Here is a 15,562-nt window from a genome sequence, read left to right as displayed (position 1 = left end):
TCCAGACCTGTCCAGACCTGTTGAGGAGGCTAGAAGCGGCTCAGTACCGCCGCCTTGGCCGCGGCGAACTCCTCCGGGGTGAGGACCCCTGCCTGGTGCAGTTCACCCAGCTCGCGGAGCCGCCGCAGCAGTGCGTCGTGATCTTCGGCGGCGTCCGCAGAAGGTGCGACAGGTGCGGCCGGCGGTATCGCGTCCCGTGGGGCCGACGGGTGCGGCATCCGGGCCAGCACCGCGGCCCCCACCAGCGCCATCAGCGGATCCTTCTTGAAGCCGAAGAGCTCCACGGCGTGCGGGTCGTACTTGGGTTCCGGTGCCTTCGAGCCGCTCCCGGCCAGGGTGAACCGGAGCCAGCCGTTCTCCAGCCCTGCCGCCGGGTACCAATCCACCGCGCCGATGTCCGCCACCGCAAAGGACCGGGTCCCGCCGGAGGCCTTGGCGTCCTCCGTCTTCCAGTTCCACTCCAGGGACACCCGCGTCCCGTCGAAGGAGGCCGTACCGTCACCCGCCCCCACCGTGATCGGCAGGGCCGGCCCCGGCAGCAGCCATCCGTCCGCCGGGCCGGGGTCGACCTCGTCCAGCAGCAGGGCGTTGCGCACCTCGTCCACGAAGTACTCGGCGACCCCCGTCCGGTCCGCCTCCACGGTCAGCCGGTACGGGTCGGAGGCCTCGGGCAGCCGCCCGGCCGTCACGTGGAGCAGCGGGTCGGCCCCGTCGCGCAGGCGCAGCCGCAGCCGGCCCGCCTTGCGGCCGGGCTCATAGGAGATCCCCGCCAGTGCCTGCAGCGGCACGGTCACCTCGCCGAGCGTCTGCCGCAGCAGTCCGGTCCCCTTGTCCCGGCCGGGCACGATGCGTATTGCGTCCCCGTCGAAAGTCCATGTGCCGTCCTTTTGGATGATTTCCGCCATCCGGCGATTCTCCCATCGTCCAGGGCAAGGGAGTTGGCCTATACCTGGGCCCATGAGACGGGTCCTGTGCGCACTCGGTGTCCTGCTGATCCTCACGGCGGCGGTCTCCTGTACGGAGTCCAGCGGCGCCGACGACGCGAAATCCGGGGAGCTCCTCCGCCACGCCGAGCCCCCGCCGTACGAACGCATCCTGCCCGCCCCCGCCGACGCCCGCCCCGGCGGCTCCGGCTACCGCCTCGTCCCGGGCACGGTGATCCGTACCGGCACCCGATCCGAAGAGGCGCGGCAGATCGGCGAGCGGCTCGCCGAACAGCTGCGCGGCCCCAGCGGGCTGCCGCTGCCCGTGGTGGACGGCGGTACGACGGCCGACGGGATCCTGCTACGGCTGGACGAGTCCGCGGCGGAGCTCGGGGAGGAGGGCTACCGCCTGGAGTCCACCGCCGCCGCCGTGACCCTGACCGCCCGCACCCCGGCCGGGCTGTTCTACGCCGGACAGACGCTGCGCCAGCTGGTGCCGGCCTCCGGGGCCGGGGAGGTCCCCGGCGGCACCGTCACCGACCGCCCGCGCTTCGCCTACCGCGGCGCGATGATCGACATCGCCCGGCACTACTTCACGGTCCCGCAGGTGAAGCGGTACCTCGACCAGCTCGCCCAGTACAAGATCAACAAACTGCACGTCCACCTCACCGACGACCAGGGCTGGCGGCTGGCCGTCGACTCCTGGCCGCGGCTCGCCGAGTACGGCGGGGTGGGCGGGGTCGGCGGCGGCCCGGGCGGCCACTGGACCAAGGGCGACTACCGCGAGCTCGTGGAGTACGCGGCCGAGCGGTATGTGGAGGTGGTCCCGGAGATCGACATGCCCGGCCACACCAACGCGGCCCTCGCCTCCTACCCGGAGCTGAACTGCGACGGGAAGGCCCCGGCCCGCTACACCGGGATCAAGGTCGGCTTCAGCTCCCTGTGCGTGTCCAAGGAGGTCACCTACGAGTTCGTCGAGGACGTGCTGCGGGAACTCGCCGCGCTCACCCCGGGCCGGTACCTGCACATCGGCGGCGACGAGGCCCATGCGACACCGGCGGCGGACTACGCGGCCTTCATGGAGCGGGCCCAGGAGGCGGTGGCCGGCCAGGGCAAGACGGTGGTGGCCTGGCACCAGCTGGCGGCGGCGGAGCCGGCGCCGGGCGCGGTGCTCCAGTGGTGGGGCCACGACAAGACCACGGCCGCCGAGCGGGAGCGGGTGGTGGCCGCCGCGAAGGCGGGCCACCAGCTGATCCTCTCCCCGGCCGACCACGCCTACCTGGACATGAAGTACGACAAGGACACCGCGCTGGGGCTGGCCTGGGCGGGCCACGTCCCGGTGCAGCGGTCCTACGCCTGGAACCCGGGGAGCCATCTCGCCGGAGTCCCCGAGTCCGCGGTGCTGGGGGTGGAGGCCCCGCTGTGGACGGAGACCATCGCCACCCGGGCCGACCTGGAGCTCATGGCCTTCCCGCGGGTGCTGGGCATTGCGGAACTGGGCTGGTCCCCGGCGGCGAAGCTGGACTGGGCCGCGTACTCCCAGCGCCTGGCCTCCCACGGCCCGCGCCTGGACGCCCAGGACATCGGCTACTTCCGGGCCCCGGACGTCCCCTGGCCGTAGGACCTTAGGGCCTTAGGGCCTGCAAAGAAGCCGGGCGCGCGTCGAGGGACCGTATCGACGCGCGCCCGGACAATCAGGGGGCCGACGGCTACAGGGCCGCTTCGGGCTCCTCGCTGGGGGCCTGGCCGGCGTAGGCCTCGGCCAGCAGCTGTTCCTCGCCGACGCCCAGCCGCCAGTAGCCGGTGAAGCGGACCGCGCGGCGGTCGACGGAACGTTCCTGCACCAGGTGCCGGCGGACCGCCCGTACGGTGCCGGACTCGCCCGCGATCCACGCGTACGGGGCCTTCGCCTCGGGGAACCCGGCCCCGCGCAGCACCCCGAGCACCTGCTCGGTGCGCTCGGGGCTGGTGCCCTGCCGGACGATCCAGGTGATGCGGGCGCCGGCCGGGGCGGCGAGGGCGAGCCGGTCGTCGGCGTGCGGCACTTCGAGGAAGGCCGCGACCGGGAGGTCCGCGGGCAGCGCCTCGAGGATGGCCGCGGCGGCCGGCAGCGCGGTCTCGTCGGCGTACATCCAGATCGTGTCCGTACCGGCCGGCAGCCGGAAGCGGACCGACTTGTTCTCGGCGACGGCGGGGCCGATGGCCAGGATCCGGCGGCCGGTCACGGCGCGCCCCGCCCAGTGCGAGGCGGGGGAGGAGTCCCCGTGCAGGACGAAGTCGATGTCGAGCTCGTCCACGCCCCCGGCGGTGCGCCGCTGCTCGCGCACCGTGTACGAGCGCATCACCGGCCGCTCCTCGTCCGGCATGTCCCGCCAAGCCGCGAACCAGGTCTGCTCGTCGGTGGACGGGAGCTCCGTGTGTTCCCGGTGCGGGGGCGGGAGGAAGAGCGACAGGCTCTGGTCGTGGCCGCCCGAGCGGAAGTCCGCGAGGGAGGCGCCGCCGAAGGTGACCCGCAGGAAGGAGCGGCCCAGACGGCGGGTGCGCAGCACCTCGAGCGCGAAGAAGCGGAAGTGGGCGACGGCCGCCTCGGCCTCGGTCATGCGGTGGATCCCCCCGGGAGTGGTTCGGTCGTACGGACGCGGGGCGCGCGCCGCGGGCCGGTCGAGCCCGCGGCGCCGGTGTCCCGGGTCAGCTGGTCTTCTTGGCCTTCTCCAGGGTGGCGGCCAGGTCCTCGATGAGCTTGGCGCAGGCCTCGTAGGAGAAGACCGGCTCGGTGACCCGCGGGGCGACCTGGTTGGCCTTGACCGCCGGCAGGCCCGCCCAGGTGGGCTTGCCCGCGCGCAGGTCCTTGTCCTGGAGCGTGCCGGTGCGGTTGTCCAGGATGATCAGGTCGGCCTGGTACTTGCCGGCGTTCTCCCAGGACAGCGGCTCGAAGAAGCCGGCCGCGTCGGGGTTCTGCGGCTCGACGAACTCGACCCCGAGCTCCTTGAAGTACTTGGTGTCGGCGGACTTGTCCGGCACCGAGACGTAGAAGTGGTCGGGGTCGCCGGAGCCGATCAGCACCTTGATGCCCGGGTTGGCCTTGGCGGCCTGGCGCAGCCGCTCGGAGGCCTTCTCGAAGCGGGCCTTGGCGTCGGTGGTCTTCTTGGTCTTCAGGTCGGCGCCCAGCGCCTCGGCGAGCTCGGCGTTGCGGGCGATGGCCTTGGGGAGGGTGGTGTCGGGGCCGGCGAAGAGGCCGACGCTGGGCGCCAGCTTGCCGATCTTGTCCTTGGACTCCTCCGGGACGTACCAGAGGACGTCCTTCTCCCACACGTTGGAGACGAGCAGATCGGGCTTGAGGGCCGCGTACTTCTCGATGTTGAACTCGCCGAAGGTGTTGCCGAGGATCTCGACCTTGTTGACGTCGAGCGAGCCGGCCTGGACATCGGCCTTGCCGTCGGCGGTCTTGGTCGGGCCGAACACGCCCTTGACCTCGACGCCGAAGTCGTGGAGCGCGGCGGCGGTGCCGACGTAGGCCACGACGTTCTTCGGGGTGCCCTTGGTGCTCGCGGTCTGGCCGCGGTCGTCCTTGAAGGACCAGGCCCCGCCCTTGTCGTCGGCGCTCCCTGAGCCGCACCCGACCAGGACGGCGCCGAGGCAGAGGGCGCTGCCGGCGGCGAGGACCCCGCGGCGGGTGAGGTGAGCGGCTCGGGACTTGGGCATGGCTGTGTCTGCTTTCGTGCGGTGCGGCTCGCGGCGACCGCCGGCCGCCGTCGGGAGTGAGGTTAGCCTAACCTCACTCCCGACGGGCGAGGGGGGCCGGTCCGGCCGGCCCCGGCACACTCAGCCGGCGAAGCCCAGCTCGCGGGCGATCAGCATGCGCTGCACCTCGCTGGTTCCCTCACCGATCTCCAGGATCTTGGAGTCCCGCCACATCCGGGCCACCGGGTACTCGTTCATGAACCCGTACCCGCCGTGGATCTGCGTGGCCTCCCGGGCGTTGTCCACGGCCACCGTCGAGGAGTACAGCTTCGCGATCGCCGCCTCCTTCTTGAACGGCTCCCCGGCCACCAGCCGGGACGCGGCATCGCGCCAGCCGATCCGGGCCATGTGGGCGCGCATCTCCATGTCCGCCAGCTTGAACTGGATGGCCTGGTTGTCGCCGATCGCCTTGCCGAAGGCGTGCCGCTCCTTCGCGTACTTCACCGACTCGTCCACGCAGCCCTGGGCCAGGCCGGTCGCGAGCGCGGAGATGGCGATCCGGCCCTCGTCCAGGATCCGCAGGAACTGCGCGTAGCCGCGGCCCTCCTCGCCCACCAGGTTGGCGAGCGGCACCCGGACGCCGTCGAAGGACAGCTCGCGGGTGTCGGAGGCGTTCCAGCCGACCTTGGAGTAGGGCGCGGCCACCGTGAAGCCCGGGGTGCCGGACGGGACGATGATCGAGGAGATCTCCGGGCGGCCGTCCACCTTGCGGCCGGTCACGGCGGTGACCGTGACCAGGCCGGTGATGTCCGTACCGGAGTTGGTGATGAAGCACTTGGAGCCGTTGATCACCCACTCGTCGCCGTCCCGGACGGCCGTGGTGCGGGTGCCGCCGGCGTCGCTGCCCGCGCCCGGCTCGGTCAGGCCGAAGGCGCCCAGGATCTCGCCGGAGCACATCTTCGGCAGCCACTGCCGCTTCTGCTCCTCGGAGCCGAAGAGGTAGATCGGCATGGCGCCGAGCGAGACACCGGCCTCCAGGGTGATGGCGACCGAGGAGTCGACGCGGGCCAGCTCCTCCAGGGCGATGCCGAGGGCGAGGTAGTCGCCGCCCATGCCGCCGTACTCCTCGGGGAAGGGCAGGCCGAACAGGCCCATGCGGCCCATCTCGGCGACGATCTCGTACGGGAACTCGTGGCGCTCGTACAGGTCGCCGATCTTCGGCGCGATCACGTCGTGCGCGAACGCCTCGACGGTGCGGCGGAGTTCCTCGTGCTCAGGGGTGAGCCGGTGGTCGAGGGACATGGTGTGACTACTCCTTGTGGGAGAGGGCGCGGACGGTACGGGAGGGGCTGGGGCGTCCCAGCTGTTCGGCCATCCACACGCTCGTGGCGGTGAGGGCGGCCAGGTCGACCCCGGTCTCGATGCCGAGGCCGTGGAGCATCCACACCAGGTCCTCGGTGGCGAGGTTGCCGGTGGCGCTCTTCGCGTACGGGCAGCCGCCGAGGCCGCCGGCGGAGGCGTCGACGGTGGTGACGCCGTGCTGGAGGGCGGCGAGGGTGTTGGACAGGGCCTGGCCGTAGGTGTCGTGGAAGTGCACGCCGATCCGGTCGGTGCCGACGCCCGCCTCGTTGAGGCTGCCGAGCAGTTCCCGGACGTGGCCGGGGGTGGCGACGCCGATGGTGTCGCCCAGGCTCAGCTCGTCACACCCGAGGTCGAGCAGTGCCTTGGCGACCCGGACCACCTGGGGGACCGGGACCGGGCCCTCCCAGGGGTCGCCGAAGCACATGGAGAGATAGCCGCGGACGTGCACCTTCTCCTGCTTGGCCCGGGCCACCACCGGCTCGAACATGGCGAGGGACTCGGCGACGGTCCGGTTGAGGTTGCGGGAGGCGAAGGTCTCGGTGGCGGATCCGAAGACGGCGATCCGGCGGGCGCCGAGCTGCAGGGCCCGGTCCAGTCCGCGCTCGTTGGGGACGAGGACGGGCAGGGCGACCCCGCCGAGGTCCGCGAGCTTCGGGAACAGCTCCTCGGCGTCGGCCAGCTGCGGCACCCACTTGGGGTGCACGAAGCTGGTGGCCTCGACGGTGGTCAGCCCGGCCGCGGCCAGCCGGTGGATGAACTCGGCCTTCACCTCGGTCGGCACGGCCGACGGCTCGTTCTGCAGGCCGTCGCGGGCACCGACCTCGTGGATCCGCACCGCGGCGGGGAGGCCGGGGTCCGGCACGGGCATGGGCAGTCCCGGTGCGGTCATCGGCCCTCCTCCTGGTCCGGGTCCTGGTCCGGGTCCGGGGTGACGACGGCGAGCACCTGGTCCATGGCGACGGTGCTGCCGGGGCTCACGTCGAGCTCGGTGACGGTGCCGGCGTGCGGGGCGGAGATGACGTGCTCCATCTTCATCGCCTCGACGACCAGCAGGCTCTGGCCGGCGGCCACGGTGTCGCCGACCGCCACCTTCACCACGGTGACGGTGCCGGGCATGGGGGCGGCGAGGGTGTCGGCGCCGGCCCGGCCGCCGCCGGTGAGGCTCGCCTCGACCGGGTCGTGGGCCTGGACGTGCCAGGTCTCGCCGTCGCGGCTGAGCCAGACCCCGTCCGGGGAGGGGGCGTACGCGAAGGTGTGGGTGACCCCGTCGAGTTCTACGGTGACCCGGTCGCTGCCGAGCAGAACGATCCGGGCGGGGACCGCGGCTGCGCCCCCGGGACCCGGGAGGAGCACCTCGTGGCCGGCCCCGGTCACCCGGGTGCGGATCTCGACCGGGTCCTGGCCCGGGAGCCGGAAGTGGTGGACGGTCCAGGCGGGGGTGCCGCCCAGGCGCCAGCCGTCGGCGACCCCGAAGGGGTCGACCCAGCCGGTCGGCTGCGCCGCAGCCGACGCGGGGGTCTGGGGGCGGAGCCCCCAGTTACGGGAAGGGGCGGGGTGGGGGAAAGAGCCCCCGGCCGCCAGCAGCGCCGCCACCGCGTACACCTCCGCCGGGACGCCCTCCGGCAGGAGCGAGGCGAGGTCCCGCTCCACCAGCCCGGTGTCAAGGTCGCCCGTGACGACGGACGGGTGGGCCAGCAGCCGCCGCAGGAACCCCGCGTTCGTCTGGACCCCCAGGATCACCGTGTCCGCCAGCGCCGCCCGCAGCGTCCGCAGCGCAGCCGCGCGGTCCGGACCGTACGCGATCACCTTCGACAGCATCGGGTCGTACGTCGACCCCACCGGCACGCCCGCCGTGAGTCCGGAGTCCGTACGGACCACCGACGAGGACGGCTCCGACAGCGCCAGCACCGTGCCGCCCGACGGCAGGAACCCGCGCGCCGGGTCCTCCGCGCAGACCCGCGCCTCGATCGCGTGCCCGGTCAGCCGGACCTCGTCCTGGCCGAAGGCCAGCTCCTCGCCGGCCGCGACCCGCAGCTGCTGCTCGACCAGGTCCAGGCCCGTGATCAGCTCCGTCACCGGGTGCTCGACCTGGAGCCGGGTGTTCATCTCCATGAAGTAGTACGCCGACGGGTCCGTGCCCGGCACGATGAACTCGACCGTGCCCGCGCCCACGTACCCGCAGGAGCGCGCCGCGTTCACCGCGGCCTCGCCCATCGCCGCCCGGGTCTTCTCGTCCAGCAGGACGGACGGCGCCTCCTCGATGATCTTCTGGTGGCGGCGCTGCAGGGAGCACTCGCGCTCGCCGAGGTGGACCACGTTGCCGTGGCCGTCCGCCAGGACCTGGATCTCGATGTGCCGGGGCCGGTCGATCCACCGCTCCACCAGCAGCGTGTCGTCGCCGAAGGAGGACCGGGCCTCGCGGCGGGCCGCCGCGATCTCCTCGCCGAGCACCGCCACGTCCCGGACCAGCCGCATGCCCTTGCCGCCGCCGCCCGCCGAGGGCTTGAGCAGCACCGGCATACCGATCTCCCGCGCCGCCGCGGTCAGTTCGGCATCGGACAGGCCACTGCCGGAGGAGCCCGGCACCACCGGCACGCCGGCCGCCTTCACCGTCTCCTTGGCCCGGATCTTGTCTCCCATCAGGGAGATCGCGGCGGCGGGCGGGCCGATGAAGGCCAGTCCGGCCTCCGCGCAGGCCGCCGCGAACGCCGCGTTCTCCGCGAGGAACCCGTAGCCGGGATGGACCGCCTCCGCGCCGGTGCGCCGGGCCGCGTCGATCAGCTTCGCCACCGACAGGTAGCTTTCCGCGGCTGCCGCCGGGCCGATCCGGACGGCCGTGTCGGCCTCCCGTACGTGCCGCGCATCGGCATCCGCGTCGCTGAAGACGGCCACCGAACGCACGCCCAGCTCCCGCAGGGTGCGGATGACGCGGACTGCGATCTCGCCCCGGTTCGCCACAAGGACCGTGCTGAACATGGAAGAAGTCCTCACATTCGGAAGATGCCGAAGCCGGGCTCGCCCAGCGGGGCGTTGGCACACGCGGTCAGAGCCAGACCCAGCACCTGCCGGGTCTCCAGCGGGTCGATGACCCCGTCGTCCCAGAGCCGGGCGGTGGCGTAGTACGCGTTGCCCTGCTCCTCGTACTGGGCGCGGATGGGCGCCTTGAAGGCGTCCTCGTCCTCGGCCGGCCACTCCTGGCCCGCGCCCTCGATCTGGTCCCGCTTGACCGTGGCCAGCACGGAGGCGGCCTGCTCGCCGCCCATCACCGAGATCTTGGCGTTGGGCCACATCCACAGGAACCGGGGGGAGTAGGCCCGGCCGCACATCGAGTAGTTGCCGGCGCCGTAGCTGCCGCCGACGACCACCGTCAGCTTGGGGACCCGGGTGCAGGCCACGGCCGTCACCATCTTCGCGCCGTGCTTGGCGATACCGCCGGCCTCGTAGTCGCGGCCGACCATGAAGCCCGAGATGTTCTGCAGGAACAGCAGCGGGATGCCGCGCTGGTCGCACAGCTCGATGAAGTGGGCGCCCTTCTGGGCGGACTCGGAGAACAGGATGCCGTTGTTGGCGACGATCCCGACCGGGTGGCCGTGGATCCGGGCGAAGCCGGTGACCAGGGTGGTGCCGAACTCGGCCTTGAACTCCTGGAAGCGGGAGCCGTCCACGATCCGGGCGATGACCTCGCGGGCGTCGTACGGGGTGCGGGAGTCCACCGGCACCGCGCCGTACAGGCCGTACGGGTCCACCTTCGGCTCCTCGGCCGGCTCGACCGGCCAGGGCAGCGGGCCGCGCTCGGGCAGGGTGGCCACGATGTTCCGGACGATCCGCAGCGCGTGCGCGTCGTCCTCCGCGAGGTGGTCGGTCACGCCCGAGATCCGGGAGTGGACCTCGCCGCCGCCCAGCTCCTCGGCGGTGACGACCTCGCCGGTCGCGGCCTTCACCAGCGGCGGGCCGCCCAGGAAGATCGTGCCCTGGCCGCGCACGATGACCGCTTCGTCGCTCATCGCCGGCACATACGCCCCGCCGGCCGTGCAGGAACCGAGCACGGCGGCGATCTGCGGGATGCCGGCACCGGACATCCGGGCCTGGTTGTAGAAGATCCGGCCGAAGTGCTCGCGGTCCGGGAACACCTCGTCCTGCATGGGCAGGAAGGCGCCGCCGGAGTCGACCAGGTAGACGCAGGGGAGACGATTCTCCAGTGCCACCTCCTGGGCGCGCAGGTGCTTCTTGACGGTCATCGGGTAGTACGTGCCGCCCTTGACGGTGGCGTCGTTGGCGACGACCACGCACTCCCGGCCGCTGACCCGCCCGATGCCCGCGATCACCCCCGCGGCGGGGGCCGCACCGCCGTACATGCCCTCGGCGGCCAGCGGGGCCAGCTCCAGGAAGGGGGAGCCCGGGTCCAGGAGGGTGTCCACCCGGTCCCGGGGGAGGAGCTTCCCGCGGGCGGTGTGCCGGGCGCGGGCCTTCTCGCCGCCGCCGAGGCGGGCGGTCTCCAGGCGGGTCCGGAGGCCCTCCGCGAGTGTGCGGTGGGCGGCCTCGTTGGTCCGCCAGGCTTCGGACGCCGGATCGGCGGCGCTGTGAAGCACTGGTGCCTGCTGCATCCCGTGAGCTCCCTTGCCCTCGGTTAATGAGCGTTAACGCATGACCTGCTTAGGTTAACGAGCGCTAACGGCCCCTGTCTAGAATGGATTCCCATGACCACATCAGCGGCCGTCCCCACCCGTCGCGAGCAGATCCTCAACGAGGCCGCTCGCCTCTTCGCCGAGCGCGGATTCCACGGAGTCGGCGTCGACGAGATAGGCGCGGCCGTGGGCATCAGCGGCCCCGGCCTCTACCGGCACTTCGCCGGCAAGGACGCGATGCTGGCCGAGCTGCTGGTGGGCATCAGCGAGCGGCTGCTCACCGGCGGCCGGCACCGGGTCGCCGAGGCGGCCGGCCGTCCGGAGGAGGTCCTGGCCTCCCTGGTCGACGGCCACATCGACTTCGCCCTCGACGACCGCGCGCTGATCACCGTCCACGACCGCGAGCTGGACCGGCTGCGCGAGGCGGACCGCAAGCTGGTGCGGCAGCTCCAGCGGCAGTACGTCGAGCTGTGGGTGGCCGTTGTGCGGGAACTCCACCCGGACGCACCGGAGGCGGAAGCCCGGGTGGCCGTCCACGCGGTCTTCGGCCTCCTGAACTCAACCCCCCACCTCGGCTCCCTCGGCCGCGAAGCCACCGAATCCCTCCTCCGCCGCCTGGCCAACGGCGCATTTGCCGCACTGAGCGCGGCTCCGACCGCCTGAGCCCGGGCGGCTGCCCGGGGCCGCTCCGACGGCCTGGGGCCGTCCCGGCCGCCTGGCGCCTCGCCGACCGCCTGAGCCCGCGCCGCTTGGCTGGGGCCTCGTCGGCCGCCCGGGGCCGCTCGATCACCTGGGGCCGTGCCGGCGCCTGGCGCCTCGCCGACCGCTTGGGGCCGCATCGGCCGCTTGAGGCCGCCCTGTCACCCGGGGCCGCTCCGACGGCCTGGGGCCGTCCCGGCTGTCTGAGGCCCGTCCCGATGGCCTGGGGCTGCTTCGGCCGTATCAGGACAGCTCATCGCCCGGGGCCGCGTAGGCCGTCTGGTCGTCCGGGCGGTTGGGGGCCGGCTGGGGCGCTCCGAGGTCGGCTGAGGCCGCCGCGGGTGCCGGACCGGGCCCGGCTGGGGTGCTGCCGGGGTCCGGAGGGGACGGGCCGGTTGCGCGGCGCGTCCCGGTTGGCGGGACGGAACGTACGGGTCCGGGTGGGCGGCGGCAGAATGGGGGTCATGCCGATACCCAGCCGCGCGGAACTCATCGACCACCTCGTCCGGACCCGTATCGCGGGCCATGTGGCGACGCCCCGGGAGAACAACCTCTCCCACTACCGCAAGCTCGCCAACGGCGACCGCCACTACTGGCTGGGGCTGGAACTGGGCGACCGCTGGACCGACGAGCAGGACGTGCTCGCCGTGATGGCCGAGCGCGTCGGCGTGGTCGACGACCCGGCCCACCGGTTCGGGCAGGACACCATCGACCCCGAGCTGACCGTGGACGGGCTGGACCGGATGGCGGCCCGGCTGCGGAAGGCGGCGCTGGACCAGCAGAGCGTTCTGCTGGCCACCGGCCACCCGGGCGGCCTGCTGGACGTCCACCGGGCCACCGCCGCGGCTCTGCGAGCGGCCGGCTGCGAGATCGTGGTCATCCCCTCCGGGCTCACCGCGGACGAGGGCTCGGTGTGGCAGTTCGCCGACGTGGCCGTCCTGGAGCGCGGCGCGACCCTGTGGCACACCCATTCGCCGGAGCCGATGGCGGCGATCCTCGACGGCCTGGCCGCGGCCGGCCGGCCCCAGCCGGACCTGGTCGTCGCCGACCACGGCTGGGCGGGCTGTGCCGCCCAGCGCGGCCTCGACGCGGTCGGCTACGCGGACTGCAATGACCCGGCGCTGTTCCTCGGCGAGGCGGAGGGCACCCTCCAAGTCGCCGTCCCGCTGGACGACCACGTCCGCGACCCCCGCTACTACGACCCCCTCGTCGCCTACCTGTTGGGCACGGCCGGCCTCGCCGAGACCGACGCCTGACCGGTCCGGCGATGTCAGTGGCCGTCGGTACGGTCGGGGCCATGACGACGCCTTCGCATCCCCTGTCCGCCCTGCCGTCCGGCTCGCCGATCGTGCAGGACGGCACACCGCTGCTGTGGCTGTCCGACGGGCCGCCCGGGCCCGGCAGTTGGGCGCTGTCCCGGCGCCCGGGGGCGGTTCCGGCCGGGCTGCTGCCCGTACTGCTCCACGACACCCACGGACCCGAGCGGTGGTGGGAGGAGCGGTTGTACCCCGCCCGGATGTCCGACCCCGACGACCACCACGTCGAGGTGGTGCTGCGCGAGTATTGGGAGGCCGTCGTCCCGGACGAGGAAGAGGACGAGGACCCGGAGGGGGAGGGCGCGGAGCTGATCGCCCCGTTCGGCCGCAGCTGGGCGGGGCTGGCCGCGCCCGGTGTGCCCTCCGCAGACGCAGCGGATGCCGCGGACGGCGCCGCCGGGCCGGAGGCCGTGGCGGCCGGGACGGCGGAGGCGCTGCTCGCCGAGGGGCGGCTCCGCAATCCCCGGCTGGGGCTCGTCCCGGCCGACCGCAGCGCCGACATACCCGCCGCGATCGGCTGGACCGGTCCCACCAACCACGAGAACGACACCGCCAGGATCAGCGCGGTCCTGCGGTCCTGGGAGGAGCGCTACGGCGCCCGCGTGGTCGCCCTCGGGTACGACGTGCTGGAGCTGTCGGTCGCGGCCCCGCCCCGCACCTCCGCCGAGGCCCTCGCGGTGGCCGCCGAGCACTTCGCCTTCTGCCCCGACCTGGTCTGGCAGGGGGCCGGCAGCCTCCGGGAGTACGCGCAGGAACTGCCGGGGACCGGGGAGTGGACCTTCTGGTGGGACTGACCGCGCTGCGTGGGGGTCAGCGCGGTCAGGGTCGGCGCGGTCGGGGCCAGAGCGGTCCGGGTCAGCGCGGGACGCGGACCACGCCCTCCTGGATGACGGTGATCGCCAGCTGCCCGTCCTGGGTGTAGATGCGGGCCTGGCCCAGACCCCGCCCGCCGTGCGCGGACGGCGACTCCTGGTCGTACAGCAGCCATTCGTCGGCCCGGAACGGCCGGTGGAACCACATGGCGTGGTCCAGCGAGGCCCCGACCACGTCGCCGACCGCCCAGCCGCCCCGCCCGTGGGCCAGCAGTACCGAGTCGAGCAGGGTCATGTCCGAGACGTAGGTGGCCAGGCAGACGTGCAGCAGCGGATCGTCGGCGAGCTTGCCCGCCGTACGGAACCAGACCTGGGTGTGGGGTTCGATCGGTTCGCCGACCGAGCCCCACGGCGGGGTGGTGGCGTACCGCAGGTCCACCGCGCCCCGCGCCTCCAGCAGCCGCTCCACCGTGCCCGGATCCCGGAAGGTCTCCCGGTAGAGGGGCAACGACTCGGCGGCCGTGGGCAGCGATTCCGGGTCCGGCGCGGCCGGCATGGCGGCCTGGTGGTCCAGCCCCTCCTCGTACGTCTGGAAGGACGCGGAGAGGTGGAAGATCGGCTGGCCGTGCTGGACCGCGACCACCCGGCGGGTGGTGAAGGAGCGCCCGTCGCGGATCCGGTCCACCGAGTAGACGATGGGCGCGCCCGGGTCCCCGGCGCGCAGGAAGTACGAGTGCAGCGAGTGCGCGGTGCGGTCCTCGGGCACGGTGCGGCCGGCCGCGACCAGTGCCTGGGCCGCGACCTGACCGCCGAAGACCCGCGGTACCAGCGCCGAACGGCTGGTACCGCGGAAGATGTTCTCCTCGATCTGCTCGAGGTCGAGCAGATCGAGGAGTTCGCCGAGTGCTGCGTTCAAGGCTGCTTACAGGCCCATCGACTTGGCGATGATCGACTTCATGACCTCGCTGGTGCCGCCGTAGATGCGGTTCACGCGGTTGTCGGCGTAGAGGCGGGCGATCGGGTACTCGTTCATGTAGCCGTAGCCGCCGTGCAGCTGGAGGCACTTGTCGATGACCCGGTGCGCGACCTCGGTGCAGAACAGCTTCGCGGAGGCGGCCTCGGCGGCGGTCAGCTCGCCGGCGTCCAGGGCCTCCAGGGCGCGGTCGGCGACGGCCTCGGCGGCGTCCACCTCGGCCTGGCAGGCGGCCAGCTCGAACTTGGTGTTCTGGAAGTGCGCGACCGGCTTGCCGAAGACGGTGCGCTCCGTCACGTACTGCTGGGCGAACCGGATGGCGGCCTTGGCCTGCGCGTACGCGCCGAAGGCGATGCCCCAGCGCTCGGAGGGCAGGTTGGCGCCGAGGTAGTAGAAGCCCTTGTTCTCCTCGCCGAGCAGGTCCTCGACCGGCACCTTCACATCGACGAACGCCAGCTCGGCGGTGTCGGAGGTGCGCAGGCCGAGCTTGTCCAGCTTGCGGCCGATGGAGTAGCCCTCGGACTTGGTGTCCACGGCGAAGAGGGAGATGCCGAAGCGGCGGTCCTGCTCGCTCGGGGCGGAGGTCCGGGCGCAGACGATCACGCGGTCGGCGTGCACGCCGCCGGTGATGAAGGTCTTGGCGCCGTTGAGGACGTAGTGGGTGCCGTCCTCGGAGAGCTTGGCGGTGGTCTTCATGCCCGCGACGTCCGAGCCGGTGCCCGGCTCGGTCATGGCCAGGGCCCACATCTCCTCGCCGGAGACGAACTTCGGCAGGTAGCGCTTCTTCTGCTCGTCGGTGGCGAGCATCTTGATGTAGGGCAGGGCGAGCAGGACGTGCACGCCGGAGCCGCCGAAGTTGACGCCCGCGCGCGAGGTCTCCTCGTAGAGCACGGCCTCGAACTTGTGCGTGTCCAGGCCCGCGCCGCCGAACTCCTCGGGCACGTTGATGCCGAAGACGCCCAGCTCGCCGAGCTTGTAGTAGAAGTCGCGCGGCGCCTGGCCGGCCGCGAACCACTCGTCGTAGACGGGGACGACCTCGGCCTCGATGAAGGCGCGGATCGTCTCGCGGAACGCCTCGTGGTCCTCGTTGAATACCGTACGGCGCACGGCCGGCTCCCTTCGTCGCGGCGGTCCGCCGCTTATGTCTAAGCGCTTGCTCATACATAAGTTA

At 72.7% G+C, this 15,562-nt stretch carries 13 protein-coding genes; 4 read left to right on the top strand and 9 right to left on the bottom strand.

Annotated features, from left to right (window positions below; genetic code table 11):
* Positions 1–29: 29 nt before the first annotated feature.
* On the bottom strand, positions 30–905 hold the full coding sequence (locus ABT123_RS13680) for a DUF4429 domain-containing protein (RefSeq protein WP_351312959.1): 876 nt from the start codon (positions 903–905) through the stop codon (positions 30–32).
* A 52-nt stretch (positions 906–957) separates the two neighbouring features.
* Between ABT123_RS13680 and ABT123_RS13675 the strand changes: the two genes are divergently transcribed.
* A complete protein-coding gene (locus ABT123_RS13675; RefSeq protein ID WP_351312958.1) occupies positions 958–2,544 on the top strand; it encodes a beta-N-acetylhexosaminidase in 1,587 nt (528 codons plus the stop codon).
* Between the two features lie 88 nt (positions 2,545–2,632).
* Here the strand turns inward: ABT123_RS13675 and ABT123_RS13670 are convergent, their stop codons facing one another.
* From ABT123_RS13670 to ABT123_RS13645, 6 genes are all read right to left on the bottom strand, one after another.
* Complete coding sequence (locus ABT123_RS13670; RefSeq protein WP_351312956.1) at positions 2,633–3,523, bottom strand: siderophore-interacting protein; 891 nt, start codon at positions 3,521–3,523, stop codon at positions 2,633–2,635.
* A gap of 88 nt (positions 3,524–3,611) precedes the next feature.
* The gene (locus tag ABT123_RS13665; RefSeq protein WP_351312955.1) at positions 3,612–4,625 is read right to left on the bottom strand and encodes an ABC transporter substrate-binding protein; all 1,014 of its coding nucleotides are present in this window, start codon (positions 4,623–4,625) and stop codon (positions 3,612–3,614) included.
* Positions 4,626–4,745: 120 nt separating this feature from the next.
* Positions 4,746–5,906 (bottom strand): acyl-CoA dehydrogenase family protein, encoded by a 1,161-nt coding sequence (locus tag ABT123_RS13660; protein ID WP_351312953.1) that lies wholly within the window; start codon positions 5,904–5,906, stop codon positions 4,746–4,748.
* A 7-nt stretch (positions 5,907–5,913) separates the two neighbouring features.
* Positions 5,914–6,855, bottom strand: coding sequence for a hydroxymethylglutaryl-CoA lyase (locus tag ABT123_RS13655; protein ID WP_351312951.1), 942 nt, complete (start codon positions 6,853–6,855; stop codon positions 5,914–5,916).
* Positions 6,852–8,942: an ATP-binding protein gene (locus ABT123_RS13650; RefSeq protein ID WP_351312949.1), complete on the bottom strand. Its 2,091-nt coding sequence runs from the start codon at positions 8,940–8,942 to the stop codon at positions 6,852–6,854. Before ABT123_RS13650 ends, ABT123_RS13655 begins: the two co-directional genes overlap by 4 nt.
* A gap of 11 nt (positions 8,943–8,953) precedes the next feature.
* Positions 8,954–10,570: a carboxyl transferase domain-containing protein gene (locus ABT123_RS13645; RefSeq protein ID WP_351312947.1), complete on the bottom strand. Its 1,617-nt coding sequence runs from the start codon at positions 10,568–10,570 to the stop codon at positions 8,954–8,956.
* A gap of 93 nt (positions 10,571–10,663) precedes the next feature.
* Between ABT123_RS13645 and ABT123_RS13640 the strand changes: the two genes are divergently transcribed.
* From ABT123_RS13640 to ABT123_RS13630, 3 genes are all read left to right on the top strand, one after another.
* Entirely contained in the window at positions 10,664–11,254 is a 591-nt protein-coding gene (locus ABT123_RS13640; protein WP_351312945.1) for an SACE_7040 family transcriptional regulator, read from the top strand.
* Positions 11,255–11,754: 500 nt separating this feature from the next.
* Positions 11,755–12,546 (top strand): phosphatase, encoded by a 792-nt coding sequence (locus ABT123_RS13635; RefSeq protein WP_351312943.1) that lies wholly within the window; start codon positions 11,755–11,757, stop codon positions 12,544–12,546.
* A gap of 41 nt (positions 12,547–12,587) precedes the next feature.
* Positions 12,588–13,400, top strand: a complete 813-nt coding sequence (locus tag ABT123_RS13630) for a DUF4253 domain-containing protein (RefSeq protein ID WP_351312941.1) — start codon at positions 12,588–12,590, stop codon at positions 13,398–13,400.
* Positions 13,401–13,461: 61 nt separating this feature from the next.
* On the opposite strand, the gene tesB is transcribed toward ABT123_RS13630, so the two are convergent.
* Positions 13,462–14,334 carry an acyl-CoA thioesterase II gene (gene tesB, locus ABT123_RS13625; RefSeq protein WP_351312939.1) on the bottom strand — a complete coding sequence of 291 codons (873 nt, stop codon included), beginning with the start codon at positions 14,332–14,334 and terminating at the stop codon, positions 13,462–13,464.
* Positions 14,335–14,340: 6 nt separating this feature from the next.
* Positions 14,341–15,498, bottom strand: coding sequence for an acyl-CoA dehydrogenase family protein (locus tag ABT123_RS13620; RefSeq protein ID WP_351312937.1), 1,158 nt, complete (start codon positions 15,496–15,498; stop codon positions 14,341–14,343).
* Positions 15,499–15,562: the final 64 nt, after the last annotated feature.

The sequence above is a fragment of the Streptomyces sp. NPDC002054 genome, assembly GCF_040296685.1.
Taxonomy (GTDB): Bacteria; Actinomycetota; Actinomycetes; order Streptomycetales; family Streptomycetaceae; genus Streptomyces.
Note: the sequence above shows the minus strand (reverse complement) of the source record. Positions and strands in the feature narration are given on the sequence as shown.